We start from the raw sequence: 19,705 nt of genomic DNA on the forward strand, positions 1-19,705 counted from the left end.
GGAGCGGGGACTGGAGTATAAATTAAATATTAGGTTTATTATAGAATATATCATTTAATAATTGTCCATTAATGCTTTCTTTCTTATTAATAATAATTTCATAAATAAATTTCAATATTTTTGACAGTTCGTTTTTAAATAAATTAGAATCAATGTTTAAAAATGAATTGTCATTTAATGTTTTTTCATTATGACTCAATACAGTATTCCATTGTGATAATATACTAATATTATTACCCTCTTTTCTTATATTCCAAACAACGTTAAAGGTATTTGATGGAAAAGCCAATTTAAGTATTCTGTCTTTTGATTCTAAAAATTTGATTATATATACAAAATCTTCAAATATTATAGATAAGTCATATTTATAAGAAAGAGAAACATCAATATTATTCCAACTGATATAAAAAAAATCTGTACTTAAAGGAAAAATACCTTCAATTAATTCTCCTATTGATTCATATTCCTTCAATGATTGTTCCTCCACAATATGTGGAGGATTTAAAATTATTTTAAACATAAATATTATTTAACTTTTGGATAACCATGAAATGTTTTTCCATTTCCATTATTTCTAAGCCACATATGGGTGGCTTTCTTAGTACTCCCGTCAGGCATATGAACTACACTCTTTGTATCTATTGGTAGTTCAAATTCAGCACCTTCTCTTGGTTTTAGCTCAGAAGCCTTTTGCCCTGCATAATCCAAATCTTCTTTGCTTCCCCATTGTCCTTGCGGAATAAGTGTTTTTTTAGCTTCTGCTCCTCCTTCTTTCCATTTTAAGCCATGTTTTCCAGTACCCTCACAGCCTTTTTCAGGTCGAAGATTATCTGAAAACAATACTGATAAACTGCTTTTTGTTCTATTATACACCTCCTTAAAACCCTCTACAGCTACGAGTGTGAATCCTAACATTACAACGTTACTTTTATCCAGCTGTTTATTAACACCCTCTAATAAAGAACCAGTATCAAAAATAGGAAAAGGTATTCCTGGTCTATAATAAACTCCGCTCTCTTTTTTATTAGAAGGTATTGCACCTGGAACCAATGGAGGGGGTGGGACTATAAAAGGAGTAACAACCTGTTTACCATCAGGATCAATATACTTTATTGGATTCTGATAGGTATATATATATGGATTAAGATTTCCCCAGAAATATACTCCTCCATTATGCTGCCCATTTCCATAAAACTGAGTCTCCATTGAAGGATTATACACTGCCACCGGGTCAACACCATACCAGATACTCGCTCTTGGGTTATAATATCTTGCTCCATAATAATACAATCCGGTTTTTTCATCCAGTTCTTTGGTATTGAACTTATATGGATTATTATATACTCCCGTTCTTTGCTCCAGCATCGTTTCCCCGAATGGTAAATTTAAGAAAAATTGTGTACTCTGACCGCTGGAATTGGTAACAAAGCCGGAAATTAGGATGTTGACACTAACATAAAATCTTCTATTTCCCAATAATTATCATGCAATCTTAGTTCAAATACAGCATTTCTATGGAAATAATTTTTTATACGATGGTCAACAAAAACTAATGCTCTTCTTTTAGAAGGATTAAATACAATCTCTGAAAAATATACTACTCCTATCTCACATTCATTTGTATGTTTATCATACTCTGCCAGATCTAGTACTTTTGCGGTACACAAATTAAATTGATTTGCTTTTAAAGAACTTCGTATGCTTAATTTTTTAATATCTGGACTATTAGAAAAGTCTTTAAAAGAATCCTTCGTTCTTTTTATGCGTCTTAAATAAACTTCAGTATTATCTGTCCAGAAATATGTATTTTTATTTTTAGTAGAATATATATACAAATTGCAAAATTTTTCAGGATGATTAAAAATTTCGTTGTGCGCTTTTGTCTTCTCTTCGATATATAAATCATCATCATGAACTCTTAAACTATCAAAATATCTTTTTTCACCTAAATAATCTTCTCTAAAAAAATAAGGTATCAACTGATCTGTTAAATCATTATATAGTTTTACATTAGTATCGGTTGATTGACTTACACATTTTTTCATTTCCTCCTTACAATTCGTAAGTAATAAAGAGGATAATAAAATTATAACTATTATAGTTTTAAAATTCATATTATTTAGGGATTTTGGGTTAATAACATCCTTTTGTTCGCAAATTATCTTTTGGTTTTTTATAAATATCTAAAATAGATGGCTTTTTTTGTGATTTCAAGTCCCTGATTTCACGTTGTTGCCTAAAATCTTTTGCAGCATTATTCCTCCTAATTCCATCAAACTTTTCACTAATTATATCACGATCAGAATTAGAAAATTTAGTATCTGTTCCAAAATAAACAGCTTCCCAATTATCTCCTGCATCTGCCCTACCACTTTTTGATTGAAGACTCATCTTAAAAATTCCGTCTTTTTCCTGGGATTTACCGTCCATTTTATAGTCTGCCCAATGACCACCTTCATGAATTATAATTTCTGCTAAATTATCAATATACTTTTTATTTCCTTTATTTTTTGAAACCGTATTTACTACGCCAGAATCTATTGTAATAACATCGGGGTAGCGGGGACAAGCAAACCATTTTCCGACTCGTGGAAAAAATGCTGACCACCAAAAAATTTAAAGATTTCTTTAATAAAAATGTGGCGGCACTATAAAATAAAAACCCTCGCTTTTGCGAGGGATATAGTACTTATCATAAACTTTGAATATCGGGAAGTGAAGAAATAGAAATACTATCTGTTAGATTACCTTTCATAAACTTATACTCCTTTTTAGACTCATCTGTTATCACGTAAAATTCGTTTACATCTATCTGAAAATCATATAAAAGTCCAGTATCCTTGTATGGCAAATCATAATAACATTGAGTTACAAAAATTAGTCTAAACCTTTTTTTAGGCATAATGTGATTTCTTTGGAGTAAAGAAATAGCATATTTTAACTCCTTAGAATTGTCAACATCACCTTTATTATCTATAAAAGTATCTATTTTAGTCTTAATCGTTAAAGATGACGAATCTTGATTAATAGAATATGTTCGAATATTTTTAACATTATCTTTTTGCTTTAGCACAGATAAAGTATCTATTAACCATTTCCTATAAGTCTTATCAGAAAAATTCTCTTTAATAGAATGCGGATGATCACTCTTACAACTTGTGAAAAAAATAATAGATGTAAAAAGAAACAGTATATTATGTAATTTCATATTATTTAGTTCGATAATTAAACCTTGTTCTATTTTGTATTCTTTCTCCTCTACCACCTGTTATATTTTCATATAAAGTACCTCCCAAAATTTTTGTTGCAGAGATATCATAATTAGTAGGACTATATTTAAACTTCGAAACATCTACAGCGCCACCATTATCATTTTTAAATTTAGTCAACAATCCTTGAGAAGAATTACTCCAAGTATAATTTCTGTGAGAATTTGGCCAAGTCGAAAAAATTAAATCTGTTCCATCCCAAGCATTAGCTCCATTACTGTAATCTTGAAAACCACTCATTCCCTGAGAATATCCGTAGGCATTAATTGCTGATTCGATAGCGAACTTTGAATTCCTGTCACCAAAACTTAAATTTAAAAAATTAGAGAAATCTTTTTGAGTAGCTCCTTGAGCAAAACTATTATCATACATAACAATATCTTCAAGGGTTTGTAAATCTCTAGATCCGCCACCTCCTAAATAATTCATTGTAACATTGCCTATAGCTAATGACTCCATTCTATCCCCATCAGATTCTCTATGTATTGCAGAGGCAAACCCTAAAAACACTTCACCTGTAATACCTTTTAATTCTCTCAAATCTTTTTTTGCAAAATGATTTACTCCTTTTGAATCTGTCCGATATTTATTATCATCTATTACATAAACTTTCTGATCGTTCTTACCATCCCATCCCAAATACTTGCCAGATTTTGAGTAAATATCTCCAGTGGGCTCCATTCCTGTTGGGTCTATAAACTTGACAGGATTATCAAAAGTATATACATATGGACTCCAACTCGGCATTTTTTCTGCTAGCGGGTCAACACCATACCAAATACTCGCTCTTGGGTTATAATATCTTGCTCCATAATAATACAGCCCTGTTTCTCTGTCAAGCTCTTTGGCATTGAACTTATACGGATTATTATATACTCCCGTTCTTTGCTCCAGCATCGTTTCCCCGAATGGTAAATTTAAGAAAAACTGCGTAGTCTTAGTCCTAACATATGACCTATTTCATGAAATATACTATGTTTAAAATTTTCACCTTGATAATTAACAATTCCAATTTGTCTGAAGACTTCCCTGTTTTTGAACACTTCCCACCTTTGGCACACTCAAAAGTAGAGTTTTTGGTTAATAATTTATTGTTGTCGTTATAAAAATTTTGTTGAAATGTGGGGATTTTGTTTTAATTAATCTACCTAACATAAACCGTATTATTAAAAATAATTTTATTTATTTTATAATCTTTATCATAGTGATATTCCATTTTCAGAATTCTTTTGTAACTAATTGATTTATATAAAGTCATATAATCTCCATTTTTATTTTTTTTTATAATTAAGCTATCTCCTTTATATTTATTTCCTTTGTAACTTTCATAATTTTTTATTGAAGATAACAAAACTTGCTTACCAATGCTATCGCTTGAGAACGATTTATCACAACTATAAAACTCTTTATCTTTTTTCAAAAAATAAAATTCCGTATCACTGCTTCCATCTTTATAAAGACTCACAATAGATAATTGGGTTCCATTATTTGTCATTGTTACATTATAAGAATTATCTAAATCTTTTGAACTTTTTAAAACAGAACTATAATCCTTATCTGAACAAGAGAAGAAAAGAAATAAAAAAATATAATAAATTAATTTCATGATTACTTCGCTTTAAGTTCGTTTGGCCATTGTGGTTTTAATCCTAAATCATTCATTATCCCATCATAAACTTTTGCTCCTCTTGGGTTTGTAGATTTCATGTGATCCCCTTCAAAATTTATATTTTGTTCTTGTTCCAGTTGTTCAATATTACCCGAATTTAAAAGTTTTAAGTATCTCGCATGCATTGTTGCATGTTTTCCAAATTCATGAGCCATAACTTCTATAAGACCATCTGAGACTTTTTGGAGCAAGGTCTTACTCAGATGATATTATTTCAATTTTGAATTTAGCTTTTTCTAATAAATAGTTAAGTGTTTCAAAAAAATATCTATTTGTATTTTGAACTAAAATATCTACATTAGTAAATACTACGGTTGTACTTATATTGTTGTTTTTTGCAATATCAATTAAAAAATCACCTAACGAATCTAATCCACTTCCAAAATAACCTCTCTCACCCATTAATTGTTCTCCCAAATAATGATACAAATCTTCATCACATTCAATTAATTTACCATCAATATGTACTTCATTGATATTTTTAATTTCAAATAAATTATAATTCCAAACATAACAAGCGGTAAGATATGCTTCTTTCATATCCACATTTTTGATCTTAAGCCAATCAATTTCAATACCCTTGTTCCAGTTATAGAAAATATCAACAATATATTGATTATAATTCTCACCTAACGCACTATTATTATTTGACATAATAACGTCCAATACTATTTCTTCAATATTATTACGCTCTTCAAGTAGATAGACATAATCTGTAATAAATGTTGTTTCATACAAACAAAAAGTTGTTTTATCTCTAGTTTCAATATAAATACTTAATTTTCCACCATCTTCTATTTGTTCTAAAATATCTTGTCTATAATTTTTATCAATCTTTAAAAGTAATTTATCTCTAATTATATTTTCATTTCTCTTTAAATGAAAATAATTTATTCCCAAATATTTATTATTTAATTCTATTGTCATTTATTTTTTCTTTATTTCGTGAATTTTCTTATAATCCTTACTCGTGCTATATCCGTATTTAATGCTACCGTCACTATTCGTTTTTTTCAATATCCTATTATGTTGTAGAAATGCTCCACGAACTTCATATTCAACAGCACCAATCCAATTCTTCTGAGAACCATACCCTTCTTTTCCTTGTAAATACTGATCTCCTCTAAATATTTTATCACTTCCATCATCTTCCTTTCTTGTTGTCCCTCTTCCTGCTGCCACTTCTATTATTTCTTTATTTATCTCCGTATTACCAGTTGAAGCAAATCCAGAATCTTTATTAGAATTCAAAACCCTATTCGACCAATTAACAGCTTGCTTATATTTATCAATTAAAGGTATCCATACATCAGATGTAGAAACAGCAACTGCAGTAAATCCAATTACTGTTACTGCCTTAAGGTCATTTCCCAATTTATTAAAACCTTCCCTATATTCTTCTTGGGTATGAACAGGAAAAGGAAGATAAACACCCTGATGTTCGTACATAGGTATTGGAATTCCAATACCTCTATAACCTCCTCCCCGATGAGCTTTAGAAGCTGCCTGTTTACCATTAGGATCAATTAAATTAATTGGATTCTGATAGGTATAAATATAAGGGTTAAGATTCCCCCAGAAGTATACTCCTCCATTATGTTGTCCATCTCCATAAAACTGAGTCTCCATTGCAGGGTTGTAAACTGCCAGCGGATCTACCCCATACCAGATACTCGCTCTCGGATTATAATATCTTGCTCCGTAATAATACAATCCGGTTTCCTTATCCAGCTCTTTTGCATTGAACTTATATGGATTATTATATACTCCTGTCCGCTGCTCAAGCATCGTTTCCCCGAATGGTAAATTTAAGAAAAACTGCGTAGTCTGCGCACTGGAATTTTTTAATAAAAATGTAGCAGCTTTATAAAACAGAATCCCTCGCAAAGCGAGGGATTCTGTTTTATAAACTTTTCGTAATGAGGTTTTTAAGTATCAATTAAAGATTCTCCTTGAATAACATTATATGACTTATTTTTTATAGTTAAAATATCACTATTCATTTTTTCTATTTCATCATTAAAATATAATCTCGTATAAGTTGAAAAATAAGAAGAAGACTCTATAATTTTATAATTACCGTCAAAAATCTTATTAAAAATATTCTGATAATTTAATCTAAAATTAGTATCATCAAAAAAGAACATTTCTTCAAAATGATTAATTATCAAATGAATATCTTTTTGATTAAAATTCAATTCAAAGAAAAAAGAATCATTTTTTTTTAATTCAACAAAATGACCATTTTTTGAAATTTCACAATCTAAAATACAAACCGATTTCTTTAATTTTTTGTATTTTTTTAACAAAAAAATTAATATCTGTTGATAAAATTCATCTTTATAAATAGGAATACTAACTTCTAATTTATCTAAGAATTCAATGAAATTCATACTATTATTTCTTAAGTGGTGGCCAATGCTTTTTACCTTGAGTACCGTGGTTTATATGCGTGTTCATTTTGCCATCAATTTTATGGCGCTCTAATCGTAAATGCTTGTTTGTATTCGTAGCCCTAGTACCAAGTTGCCATTTTCCGCTTTTGTTAACATTTTTAAAATCAACCATTGGTTCTAAATTCTTAGAACTTTTGACCGTTTTTCCTCCTCCTAAGCCCATAGTTGCAATATCAGCACCGGTAGCAATTTTCTCAGCTGTATCATCACTTGCACCTGCCGCTTTAGAACCCGCTACTACACCTTTGTGCAAATAAGTATCTTGACTTTCTCCTGTCCATAGCTGCTTTGCCCCAGTAATGGTATTGTCTATACCATTTGCCGCTGTGATATAGCCTAGAGCTGCCCCAACTCCTGTTTCCGAAGTAAGAACCCCACCAATACCTCCTACAACTGTTTCAACTGCTCCTCCTACCATTTGTACAGCTCCAAATCCTCTTGTTGTAACTTGAGAAGCTACTTCTTTTGATCCATCATCAATAGCTCTACCTAAAGCAGAGAATTTCACACTTATTATTGAAGAATAGTTTTGCTTCCCATTCGGGTCAACATAAACAATTGGATTCTGATAACAGTAAATATAAGGATTAAGATTCCCAGAGTTGTAGACCCCTCCGTTGTGTTGTCCGTCTCCATAAAATTCACTTTCCATTACAGGATTGTAGACTGCTAGTGGATCCACCCCATACCAGATACTCGCTCTTGGGTTATAATATCTTGCTCCGTAATAATACAATCCAGTTTCTTTATCCAGTTCTTTGGCATTGAACTTATATGGATTATTATATACTCCTGTCCGCTGCTCAAGCATCGTTTCCCCGAATGGTAAATTTAAGAAAAACTGCGTAGTCTGCGCACTGGAATTAGTTACAAATGTTGCCGTTCCTAAATGGTCAGTATGCAAATAATATAAACCTTGCTGCATTGTTGGCGCATTTAAAGTATTTAACTCCGAAACGGAAATATCTTCTACACCTGCTTTCTCAAGATATGTTTTAAAATCCACTTCTGTATCAGGCTCTTTCAATGCTGTTCCCTGATCAGACACTCTAAGATTTAATGGAATAAAAATATTGCTTCCATCCATCACCCTGCTTGCAAAGCGGGTTGATCCTTCAAAATAATGTTTGGTATACTGTCCGTTTAAAGATACGGTTACATATGAATTAGGATACAATGTATAATCTGTTAAACTTAAGCTACCCGGATCTACCAATTCTCCGTTCTGATATAGCTGAGAACTTCCATGAAGGTTATACTTAATCGTTCTTTCTCCTTTATCATCATACGCATAATACTGATATACACCAGAGTCATCACTGTAAAAAGCCTTCATACGATCCTGTTCATCCCAGAACATCTGCTTCGCACCAAATTCATCGGCATGCTTGATCGTATTACCATTATCATCATAACTGAAAAACTGTTGCGCTCCACTGATATTACCATCAATGATCGCCTCTACCTTATGGGTATCCGGTATATACTTATAATTGTTAGAATACGTATTTAATGGCTCCGGCTGCTGATTAATTTGATGAACCTGCTCTTTCAGCACCATTCCCCCACTTTCGTTATATCTTATTCTCTTCAGATCGAAATGCGAGTTACTTTGTGAATAAGGAGAATTATTCGGCGTTGTAGGAGTTCCTCCTTTATCATTAAGTCCCATATCACTTTCTGTACCAATCAATCTGTTTAAGGTATCATATCCATATTTGAAAGCATAGGTACCTCCCATCTGATTTTGAGTTACCCCTACATCATTACCAAGACGGACAATATTTCCTCTCTTATCATAATCATATCTGTTGGATAAGAATTGATTTGTCGTACTCCAAAGACCAAAATAGCTTAACCTTCTGTTGGTATCTAAATATGAATAAGTGGTTTTGGTTCCGTTTCCATAATCTGTACCTGTTCTCTGCTCATAATGATCATACCTGATGTTCTGAATATAATTGTAACTACCATTGGTTACAGTCTTTAAATTCCCTCCAAGATCATAGCTATAGGAAAGTTGTTCTCCATCAGGATACGTCAGTTTTTTAAGACGGTTCCAGCTGTCATACACATAATCTGTTTTGAATTCCATCGTTGGAATATTATATCCGAATATTCTACGTGTTTCCGATATTACTTCACCTAGTTTTCCATAATTATAGGTAGTATATCCTGTACCATCTGTTTTTGTAATGATCCTTCCTGAGTTATTTCCTGAATTGGCAGGCATATAATCATAATGAACGTTATTAGGATTTACTGTACCGGTTGGAAGATTAGGAAGTTCAATATCAGTAAGCCTGTTTTTATCATATCTATAATGAATCTGATGCGTCTGTATAGTAGGATCATTCGCAAGGTTTGCCGTCCCAAACTTAATTAAATGACCTGCAGAATCATATACATAAGTAGTGAGTCCTTTATCAGGATGCATCATTTCTGTCCTTCTTCCTGCAAGGTTATATTGATAGGTAGTTTTAATCCCCTGCGGATCAATCACTTTTAAGAGCTCACCTACTGTATTATATTCAAACTTTGTAGATAGTGGATCGCTATCCAAATAATTTACTTTCTCAACAACTTGCCCTTCTGCATTGGTAAAGGTTTCTGTTTTTGTAACATCAAGTTCTTCTGTGGTTTTAAAAAGATTACCTTCTATTTCGTAGCGAATTGATTTTTCAACCCCATCTTCGTATTTTACATTGGTAATTCTATCTGAAACATCATAAGTATTTGCCAGCATATATTGGCTGAGATTCAGATCCAGATTATTATCCTGAAGAGCACCTTCCTGAGGTTGGTACTGATAAACCTGTCTTCCCAATACGTCAAATACCGGCCTTCCTGAAATGGATCTACGTTCGGTTCCGTTAATATCAACATCTTTCTTCACCTGTATCACCCTTCCCATAAAATCTGAATAGGAGTCTGTATTGATCAGATTAGTAGGATGATCAGCATCATAATGTGAGGTTGTGGCACGGAATATTTTAATAGTCTGGTTGGAATTTGGAATACCGTAGTGATCAAAATAATAAGAATGTGTTAAAGTAGAGTTTCCGGCAAGGCTATAAGGATCATTTACGGCAACCATTCTTCCAAAATCATCATATGCATAGTAAATTACATTACCTGTGATATCTGTACTCTTTGTCAAAACATCGAAATACGGGTTATACTCCCCAAAAGAAATATACCCAAAAGCATCGGTCGCTCTCGCTACATATTTACCTGTCTCACCATCATACTCATAAGATATTGAGTATCTGTTTGACGTTTCATCAGGAGGATAAGTTACTGTTTTCACATTTCCTGATGTTTCATAAGTATAATCTGTTTCAATATTTTGAGAACCGTCAAATACAATATATTTTCCTATATCCCCGGTATTTGCATTAACGTTTTGTGTACTTCTCTGTCTTAAAAGTGTAGAACCTGTTCCGTCATATACATTAATTTGCTTTGGTACCCCTATAATATTATTATTTAACTGTCCCCAGTACTGTATGGCTGATTTATACGAATTGGTAGGGCTGGTATAGGTATAATTTGAAACCAATCCGGTATTATAATCATACTCCATTTTTTCTGTGGTTTCAACCTCTCCGCCATTTTCATATCTCGTATTGACTTTTTTATCCAATAGGACAACTGCCATTTTCCTACCTTCTGTTCCTCCCGTATCAAAACCTTCCGGTAAATAATTTGCATCAATTTTAGTTACATTATCTTTAAATCTATACACATGATAGTTATAGTTAACTTTAGAAATTAACTCATCATTTCCTGAAAGGATTTTACTTTCTTTAATTAATCCGTTTAAGAAATAGCTTGTATTATAATATGTATCTACTGTTTTACGGTATGTACTTCCGGCAGCACTTAATTGCTCGCTGGTTACTTTTTCAAATCCAAAGTTGTCTCTTTCTCTTCTGTCATATTTAGATTTTTCAAATGTATATTTCGTTACCATATCTTTCGTTGCATCCGACTGAGTATAGTTGGTACTGAATACATCAGGATTCAGTATTCTCACTTCATCTACCACCAGTTTAGCATGAGGGTCCTTATAATTAGGCTGTGTAAACTTATAATTCACAGTATACTGCCCCTTTGTAATAGCATGGGTAACTGTTTTAAGTTTGTTCGTTTGTCCGATTAAAGAATAGTTAACAATGAAACCATCATTAGTATCTACTACCAGATCAGGGAATCCATCCCCGTTCATATCTCTGAAAGCTTTTTTAGTTTCGGAAACATTGATCCCTAAATTTGCAGTAGCTCCTGCCCCTGCTTTTATGAAAATAACCAGAATTGCAGGTGGAATAATTGGAATAGGCCCAAAATTCAGCATCATATTTCCACCAAAAGACACATATCCGTTGTAAGATCCCGTTTCTTCTGTAAAGTCGACCTTTCCAGCTGCTTTAAGTAATGGAACTGCTGTATCAAATTTATTCCCCAGGTTATAACGAACTTTTGCTGATTTATTATTGTTATCTACCTCCACAATATCAATAAGTCCATCTCCATTAATATCTTCATATACGACTTCTGCTGTTCCTTTAGAACCAGATCCCCCTGCACTTGCACTTATTCCAAAACCAAAATTACTCAAAGCACTCAGATTAGCAAAAGATCCAAGGCCCCCTCCTATAGAAAAATTAAGGCCTCCTATTGGATGAGAACGATAAGAAATCATATTCTGATAAGACGTGGGTTCTGATAAACTTTTCCCAAGATTAAACATTATCGTATTATAATCGATAATTCTATCTGGTAATCCATCACCGTTAACATCTGTCCAAAATGCTCTTCCGGAATCATATGAGTTAAAATAATCATTGGCCCCAACCCCCGCAGTTACCCCTACAGACCAAGGCATTGAATTATTACTTTTTGAAGATGTACCGGTGGGTCCATTTGCTTTATCTCTTCCACTGGCTGAAAAGACATTAAAAGAAAAACCTAAAGAATTTACTTTTAAATAACTGTATGTATTTGTTGGAAAATCACCAGTAGCAACGAGTTTTATATCGTCCAAACTTCCTACAGAATTTGTATATTGTATAGATTCAGGATATACCATATCAGGATATCCGTCTCCATTCATATCAGAAAATGTCTGGGTTTCAATACTACCATCTTTAAGGGGTAGAGTTTCAGAATTTCCTGCACTTACAGTTCCCACACTTAGTCCATTGGTTGTATTCTTCGACCTGCTGCTTTGTTTCTTACTGATTGCTTTCATCGTTGTATCTAATGACAGCACTCCGTTCACAAGAGAGGTAGGTGAAATTGCAGGAGGATTTGGAACAGGGTTTGAAAAATAATTTATTCCCTCTAAATCTCTAAAAGAAATTGCCCCTGAAAATTGTTGCTGACCACCTGTTCCTATCCATTTACTAACTCTTGTCGTAGGCCAAGGACGAGGCCTGATAACCCACTCAGAGAAAGGTTTCATAGGAGTAACATATTGTGACACCGTATTATTCCCTGTATTTGGATTACCATTCTGTGCTACACAATCTGTCAATGCCTGTCCACTTAGTCCCTGGCAACTTGTATTACCATTGGATGCCACACAGTCAGTAAGTGCCTGCCCTGTTAACCCCTGGCAAGCTGAATATGTATTCTGAAGAGCAACATTTCCTGTAAATGCTTCCTCTTCAATAGGGGTTCCATAGCTATATTCCACATCATTGTTCGGCTTATATAAAAACTGTCCCCAGTTATTATAAATTGCAGATTTTGTATTATACATTGCCGTATTCACAGAAGTAGCCCAGACCTTAGTTAAAAAGCTGGAAGCATCATAATATATATTAAACGGCTTTCCCTGGAAATATTCTGAGTATTTATCAAACAAAGCATATTCTGCACCTGTCTGGCAATATACCTGAATACTAAATCCTACATCAAAAGAAGGTTGTGTCAGACTACCTTTATAAACAATCGCATGATCAATTCCCGGAATAACTTGCCCTGTAAGCATATTTTCTTCTACAATAGTAGGAGCAATTCCTTGAGAAACTGTAACAGTTACTTTTCTCTTTGCAAGAACTTTATTACTTTTTTTGATAACATAATAAAAACTTCCAGTACCTAAGTTTGAAGCATTGGCAATATCTTTATTGATCTGCACTCCAAAATTATGAGTTCCACTAATAATATTAGAATTAACCAGTGGGTTTCTAATATCAAGCCTCTCTTTAAATTTAGTAACAGCAAATGACGGATATTGAGCTACAACATCATATTTAACATTAACAGGGGTACTTGTATTGGTATTTATATTTGTTGTCGCGCTATAATTTACAGAAATACGATTATTCCAGTTATCATAAAGAAAGTTAGTATGAGAATCTGATTCCACAACAAATTTCAAATAGACCGGTTCACTTGCATTTACAGAGATACTATCAACGTATTCCGAAGTAATAAAAGAAGTATCACTTTGAGGTTTAGTTTCAGAATAAAGAATTGTAGCTGCTCCAGTAATTGTATTTTCTTTGATTACTTTAAAAGTAAAGCTATCTGAAGAAGAAGAGAAGGTAACACTAGGGACATTAATGTTTGCAGTTCCTGTAGCATCCAGATATATTGGTGCTATCAGATTATTCATAAACAGATTATCTCCATATCTGCCATTATTCAATTGAAATTGATCTTGTGAAAGATCAATAGCTATTAATTCTGCTCCCGTGGCAGGATCAATATAAGTAATTGTTGGATTAGATCGTATTTCTAAGTCGGAGTCACCACTTTTATGAAGCCTTATATACACTTTATCTCCACTTTTCACAAATAATCTATTCGAATTATTGATTGCACCATGGATATTATACAGTGTATTTCCTGCCGGCACATTAATAATCTGAGAATAATAATCATTATATCGGGAAATTGTTACAGATTGAGACAGATTATTAGGATTAAGCTGAGTAAGAAAAACTCTCGCATTATAAAAATTATTAGGTTGATTACTTCCCTGTATATAATCGGGATTTGCAATCTCAACTGAATAGTATGCTTTATCGTTAGGTTTTAGTGTATTAACAGGATTTAAAGGATCAACACCACTGATACTCACATTATCATTGATAGTAATATAACCGTCTTGAGAAGCTATCCACACTTTTACTACATCTGCAATAGGAGTTGCAGGATAATCAGGCTCTACAATCGGCGGAACTTTAGGTCCCGGAGGAGGTATAAGAGGAGGAGCTATCGGCTTTACCTTAACTACCATATTCTCTGTATACTCTGAGTGCTGAGTCATTTCAGGCTGTCCTGATGAATTATATTTATTGAACCAAACCTTTCCATCACTTACAATATCAACCAATCCATCAGAATTGGCATCAATAAGATAAGTAGAGGTAATTCCTTTTGAAGTAGAAGTAATAGAAGACTTGCTGTATACAATGGCTCCCATATCCCATCCGGAATTATTGGTTTTAGTTTCAGTAAAAGAAAAATTACTATTATAATTTAAAATCGGTTTAGGAGATAAGAAAGACAGCCTACCGTATATATCTAATTTTCCTTCACTATAAGTAAGCCCGGAAGATGTTCTGTAGATCATATCCTGTATTCCATCTCCATTAAAATCAATAAGCTGCTGCACGTTTTTGGCCTCAGCCGTAGAATATCCGAAAGGGAAACCAAACATAAGGTGACCGTAGGCATCATTTGAAGAATAGAAAAAATTCAATCCTGCTGCTGCTCTAAAATTCAGACCGCTTTCTGTAGAAATATTTCCATTAATTTTTGATGGTTTCAAAAGATCTCCAATGATGCTAGGATATGGATTTTCATAATTTACCTGTAACTGAGTATCAGCTCCAAATATCTGATTATTTTCTACTTCATTATAATATTCAAAATTATAATCATCCACAATAGGAAGCGGATGAGGATCTTTAATATTATATCCCTGAATATATAATCTTCTCAATCTGGTTTTTGAAAACTGACCATCTTCATACTCTGCTCTGTAACTGCGTATTTTTTGAGTTTTATAACTGACATCAACACTTTTTAGAAGATATGGTTCTACCCTTTTGACTCCCTGTTTGGCATTGATATTAATATCCTTTCTGGTTAGGGTATTTTCAGTAACAAAACTGACACTATAATCCTGACCTTTTCCATAGGTTATCTTTTGAATATGGAAATAAGTTCCTCCATTAGCATTATTACCGGTACCAATGTTTACGTTTGTATTATTCTGGTAGGTAAACATCATTTTATTATCATGGGTATCTTCTACCATCCTCAATCCCCAATGAACAATCTGGCCTTCTGCATTTTTTATAACAGAATTCTCACTTCCACCATAATAGCTTTTCGTACCGTTTGTAGAAGTCACCTTCCATGAATAATTAGCAGGACCGTCTCCTTCCCTTTCTATAAGAGTAAAATCGTGATTCTTTCTAAGATAGAACTGCTTTTTTCCTGCCGGATTTCTTGGTTGTCTTGCTGTTGTGATATCTGTAGATGCTTCACTTACATTATTATGCCTGTGTGGAAGATAACCTCCGGGATACACCAGCATTTCTCCATCTAATGTATAAAGCTCGGTTTCTTCACTTCCAAACATAGGAGTTCCCCATCTGGTGTCCACTGTAATGGCTGACAATCCCTGAAGGTCCCATCCTTCACCCATCCATCCGTTTCCGGCGCCACTATTGTATCCAATAGCCAAAGAAGGCTGTACTCCTCCCAAACCTGCAGGCACTCTAATGGGATAGTTCATATTGGCATCACCTTTCTGGCTTGCTGTAGGGGCGTTCATCAGCTGCATTCCAGCCATAGGATCAGCAGCCTTTAATCCGCTGATACTGGTTGGTGAAAAAGCTGTTGTCTGAGGAGACTCCGGAGCGGAAATAATTCCGTTGATATAATCGTGATCTCCTTTCCCTTCTACAGTTACTGTTTTATTTTTCTCGTCAACTACCGACTGATCTGCTACCCATTGCTTTTTAATATAATCAAAATGGAAGATCTTAATATCTTTAGGAGAAAACATTCCCAATCTTTTAACATCATAAGGAATGCTAATTTTTGCATTTTTCTCCAGCTTTCCCGACAGTACGGAAAATCTATAACCAGAATTGTTCAGAGTCACATTCTTAAGCCCCTGAGATACCGCAGGAAGATCTTTCTCTCTTAGTTTTAGAACTTCTATATAAGCTGATTCAGATGTTTCTTTCTCAATAGAAACATTCATATTTTCGTAGCTTATACTAAATTCTTTATCTTTTGTAACTTCAATTCCTTTTGGTTTTGCATAGTAATTATCAACGATTTTAAAAGCTTTTGTAGAAACCGGGATTTTATAGGTGTTAACAATCCCTCCTGCAGTAATGGAAAATGCACCATCCGCTTTATTTTTCTCTGAAAGTCTGATTACTTTTTCAAACTCTCCTTTTTTTACAGCAATCACTTCATTATTAATCACTATATCTGATAAAGATCCGGTGTTTCCTTTCACATATAACTGATCACCCGAAAGCATAGAACTTACTATCGGTCTATCATTTGATTTTTTATTTTTTTCAAAAACCAGGCGTAAATTTTTTACTTTATATTTTACTCCAAAAGCAGGTGAAGTGAATAATATAGAATTAGAACCAGCCTTGATAAGCTCCGAATTAACAGCTTCTTTCTGATGACTCCATTTGGCACTAGGAACAATAATCCCTCCTCCCATTGCAATATTATGATTAACAGATCTGGATACAGATTCATGGGAAGCCAACCCAAATAAATCATATTCCAGATAAGCAATTGTGTTTTCTTCAACAGATGGAATATCAATGGTGAAAAAGTTATCAGAAACCTCATCTTCTTCCTGATCCGTGAAGGTACCAATGGTTCCTTCTTTCTCTTTGGATGAATAAAAATTATTATTATCAATAACTTCATTTTTAAACTCAGAAACTCTGGTATTTTTCTTTGCCAAATCTAAAAATAAAGGATGATCACCTCCCAAAAGCTTCTTTTGAGGTGATGTTTCTGATTGTATTAATTGATTGAATGAATTTTCTTTTGCATTACTGTCAGGTAAATCAACTTTTGTATCGGTCAATTTACTCATCAGTTCTTTCTTAAATCTCCGTACCCTCTGCCTGTCTTCTTTGGTAAAGCTTGCAAAAACAAACATACACACAAAGAAAGACATCAACAGAAACGATTTCTTGGTAACAGGAAATTGATCCGTATTTATTTTCATGGTAAAGTTTTAATCAACGATTAATTTGAAAGTTTTTATAATTTTTTTGTTTTGGGTAAGATTGATGATATAAGCACTTTGTACATCAAGTTGCCCGGTATAGTGGTTGGATTTCCGGTCTATATTATCCAGCTTTACAAGTCTTCCTGTGCCATCATAAATGGAAATCTCAAGCCCGTCCATTGACGGAAAAGTAACCGTAAAGATCTGTCCTTTTTTAACCGGGTTTGGATAAAGATTAATTTTAGTCAGTTCCAAAGATAATTCACTGCTATTGATTGATGATCCGGGTCCAGAATTCTGAATAGGATTTGTACTTTCTCTTTTTTGATCTTTTAATGGACTTACGGCAAAAGTAAAATGGGCCGTATCTCCGCTATCAAAATCATTCAGGAAATCAACTTTATTGAAGAATATATAATATTCATTTTCAACCCCCTGAATTTTCTGTATACTTCCATCAGGTTTTTTCAGAAGCATCCAATAAGCAGTAGGTAAAGATCTCGGATTTACCGTTTCTTTTAAAATCCTGACACTATAATCCGTTTTAGAAACTTTATTGCCAATAAAACTGATCTCCCAGTTTTTTTGCAGAACATCAAAACTTCCGTCATTTTTCAAAGCCAAATCCTTGTTATCATCTGACCAGATTACAAACTGATTGTTATCAAAAATCGCCTGATTTTCCACATTGGTTCTTTCAATGGAGTTTTTCCCGATAGTTAAAAAAAGATCTGCCTGATTGGATGATTGTTTCTGATAAAGTTCATTACCATTATCTCTGCCCAATCCTGTAGGCTTATATTTGTATTCTTTATGTTGTTCAGGATCCCAGATTATTTTCCCGTCACTACTGTAATACTTCCCTTTTTCAAGAGAGATTCCGTATTTAATAGAAAGATAGGAATGAATTTTATTTAAATCTAAGGACCTGGCTTTTCTTGGCAGAAATACCATCTCATAGAGATTCTGATCCTCAAATTTAATTTTCAGACTGTCCGATTTTTCATGGTCAGAATCAGCCGTTGCCAGATATGAAAAAATGCTTGGCTTTTTTCTAATTTCCACATTTTTTTTCTCTCCAGTCTTATAACTGTTATTTCCTAAAGATATTTTTTCATCTGTATTTTCCCAGATTAATTCATCTTCCTTGGAGCGATGAACAGCCGTAAGGGTATGACTTTTATTTTTACTGTATTTTATATATTTTTTGAACAGCTTATCCTTAATACTGCAATGGAAATTAAGCAGATTTTCATCTTTGCATTTTGAAGCTTCACGAAGCGTCGGATTTGCTTTTTCCCATAGCTGGACATCTGATCCCACTAATTGAGAATAAAAAGAGACAGAACACGATAAAGCAGTTATCGTAAACATCTTAGAATAAGAAAGTTTATACATGCCAGATATTTTACTAAAATTGATAGTTAGCAAGAACTATTCGAAGGTTTGGTTATAAAAAAATCAGTAAGAAAAAGAAATTATACGAGCGACATCAATAGCAACGCAATGATAATCAAAACAGTAAATAGAGAAGATTGAATTTTCCATGGATAATCAGGTATTAGTTTTTTGACTTTTGCAAATTAATAAAAGAAATAGATATAGCAAATTTTTTATTTAACAAAATTTAAGGAATTATGTGTAAAAAAAAAAGAACCTTTACTTATTAACCATAAATTTGTTATAAAAGATTTAAATAATCAGTGTTTATTATTTTATTCTTTGTAATGGACATTATAAAGTGACCATCTCACTTATCTCTCTAAAAATAGCTCTAAAGCTTAATACTAAATCATGATTACTAGAATTGACATTTGAAAAATTTAATTATTCGTATAGCAAATTATTCTTAAGCCCTCAATTGGTACTAATAAAGAATGAAAAAGAAAAAAATCTGAAGAATTTTTATTCATTTTTAAAACAGGTTAATTCAATGGTTATTAGTCCGGTAAAATTAATTGGGTATTATTCACGTAAAATTAATTTAAATTTTATTTTTTTATTTCGAAAAGTATTGTACCTTTGCAACCGCAAAAACGAAGTAAAAATCGTTATTGATGACCTC

The 19,705-nt window shown here is 33.1% G+C and carries 12 protein-coding genes and 1 pseudogene; all 13 read right to left on the reverse strand.

The genetic code is table 11. The features are described from left to right. Positions 1-22 precede the first annotated feature (22 nt). The gene (locus tag AC27VX_RS23110) at positions 23-520 is read right to left on the reverse strand and encodes a hypothetical protein (protein ID WP_236857757.1); all 498 of its coding nucleotides are present in this window, start codon (positions 518-520) and stop codon (positions 23-25) included. Positions 521-525: 5 nt separating this feature from the next. Next, positions 526-1,476: an RHS repeat domain-containing protein gene (locus AC27VX_RS23115; protein ID WP_488698259.1), complete on the reverse strand. Its 951-nt coding sequence runs from the start codon at positions 1,474-1,476 to the stop codon at positions 526-528. Beyond that, entirely contained in the window at positions 1,437-2,114 is a 678-nt protein-coding gene (locus tag AC27VX_RS23120) for a hypothetical protein (RefSeq protein WP_488698261.1), read from the reverse strand. Before AC27VX_RS23120 ends, AC27VX_RS23115 begins: the two co-directional genes overlap by 40 nt. 19 nt (positions 2,115-2,133) lie before the next feature. Further along, the gene (locus AC27VX_RS23125; RefSeq protein ID WP_488698278.1) at positions 2,134-2,616 is read right to left on the reverse strand and encodes a hypothetical protein; all 483 of its coding nucleotides are present in this window, start codon (positions 2,614-2,616) and stop codon (positions 2,134-2,136) included. Positions 2,617-2,692: 76 nt separating this feature from the next. Further along, entirely contained in the window at positions 2,693-3,265 is a 573-nt protein-coding gene (locus tag AC27VX_RS23130) for a hypothetical protein (protein ID WP_488698263.1), read from the reverse strand. Continuing rightward, positions 3,210-4,169 (reverse strand): annotated as a pseudogene (locus AC27VX_RS23135) (RHS repeat-associated core domain-containing protein); the annotation flags it as partial. The gene AC27VX_RS23130 and the pseudogene AC27VX_RS23135, both read right to left, overlap by 56 nt. A gap of 244 nt (positions 4,170-4,413) precedes the next feature. Continuing rightward, positions 4,414-4,875, reverse strand: coding sequence for a hypothetical protein (locus AC27VX_RS23140; RefSeq protein ID WP_488698265.1), 462 nt, complete (start codon positions 4,873-4,875; stop codon positions 4,414-4,416). A 2-nt stretch (positions 4,876-4,877) separates the two neighbouring features. Further along, positions 4,878-5,093, reverse strand: coding sequence for a hypothetical protein (locus tag AC27VX_RS23145; protein WP_236857770.1), 216 nt, complete (start codon positions 5,091-5,093; stop codon positions 4,878-4,880). 40 nt (positions 5,094-5,133) lie between these two features. Next, the gene (locus AC27VX_RS23150; protein WP_488698267.1) at positions 5,134-5,865 is read right to left on the reverse strand and encodes a barstar family protein; all 732 of its coding nucleotides are present in this window, start codon (positions 5,863-5,865) and stop codon (positions 5,134-5,136) included. Continuing rightward, complete coding sequence (locus tag AC27VX_RS23155) at positions 5,866-6,825, reverse strand: RHS repeat-associated core domain-containing protein (protein ID WP_488698269.1); 960 nt, start codon at positions 6,823-6,825, stop codon at positions 5,866-5,868. It lies immediately after the preceding gene. Between the two features lie 41 nt (positions 6,826-6,866). Then, on the reverse strand, positions 6,867-7,331 hold the full coding sequence (locus AC27VX_RS23160; RefSeq protein WP_488698272.1) for a hypothetical protein: 465 nt from the start codon (positions 7,329-7,331) through the stop codon (positions 6,867-6,869). A gap of 4 nt (positions 7,332-7,335) precedes the next feature. Next, entirely contained in the window at positions 7,336-17,637 is a 10,302-nt protein-coding gene (locus AC27VX_RS23165; RefSeq protein WP_488698274.1) for a SpvB/TcaC N-terminal domain-containing protein, read from the reverse strand. Positions 17,638-17,646: 9 nt separating this feature from the next. Further along, complete coding sequence (locus AC27VX_RS23170) at positions 17,647-19,038, reverse strand: T9SS type A sorting domain-containing protein (RefSeq protein WP_488698276.1); 1,392 nt, start codon at positions 19,036-19,038, stop codon at positions 17,647-17,649. Positions 19,039-19,705 lie beyond the last annotated feature (667 nt).

Source organism: Chryseobacterium sp. 14P4.3.2, assembly GCF_057799275.1.

What these genes read in the sequence shown, in the direction of transcription:
- AC27VX_RS23110 (WP_236857757.1), bottom strand. Translation starts at nt 520, where the DNA reads ATGTTTAAAATAATTTTAAATCCTCCACATATTGTGGAGGAACAATCA.
- AC27VX_RS23120 (WP_488698261.1), bottom strand. Translation starts at nt 2,114, where the DNA reads ATGAATTTTAAAACTATAATAGTTATAATTTTATTATCCTCTTTATTA.
- AC27VX_RS23140 (WP_488698265.1), bottom strand. Translation starts at nt 4,875, where the DNA reads ATGAAATTAATTTATTATATTTTTTTATTTCTTTTCTTCTCTTGTTCA.
- AC27VX_RS23145 (WP_236857770.1), bottom strand. Translation starts at nt 5,093, where the DNA reads ATGGCTCATGAATTTGGAAAACATGCAACAATGCATGCGAGATACTTA.
- AC27VX_RS23150 (WP_488698267.1), bottom strand. Translation starts at nt 5,865, where the DNA reads ATGACAATAGAATTAAATAATAAATATTTGGGAATAAATTATTTTCAT.
- AC27VX_RS23160 (WP_488698272.1), bottom strand. Translation starts at nt 7,331, where the DNA reads ATGAATTTCATTGAATTCTTAGATAAATTAGAAGTTAGTATTCCTATT.
- AC27VX_RS23165 (WP_488698274.1), bottom strand. Translation starts at nt 17,637, where the DNA reads ATGAAAATAAATACGGATCAATTTCCTGTTACCAAGAAATCGTTTCTG.
- AC27VX_RS23170 (WP_488698276.1), bottom strand. Translation starts at nt 19,038, where the DNA reads ATGTATAAACTTTCTTATTCTAAGATGTTTACGATAACTGCTTTATCG.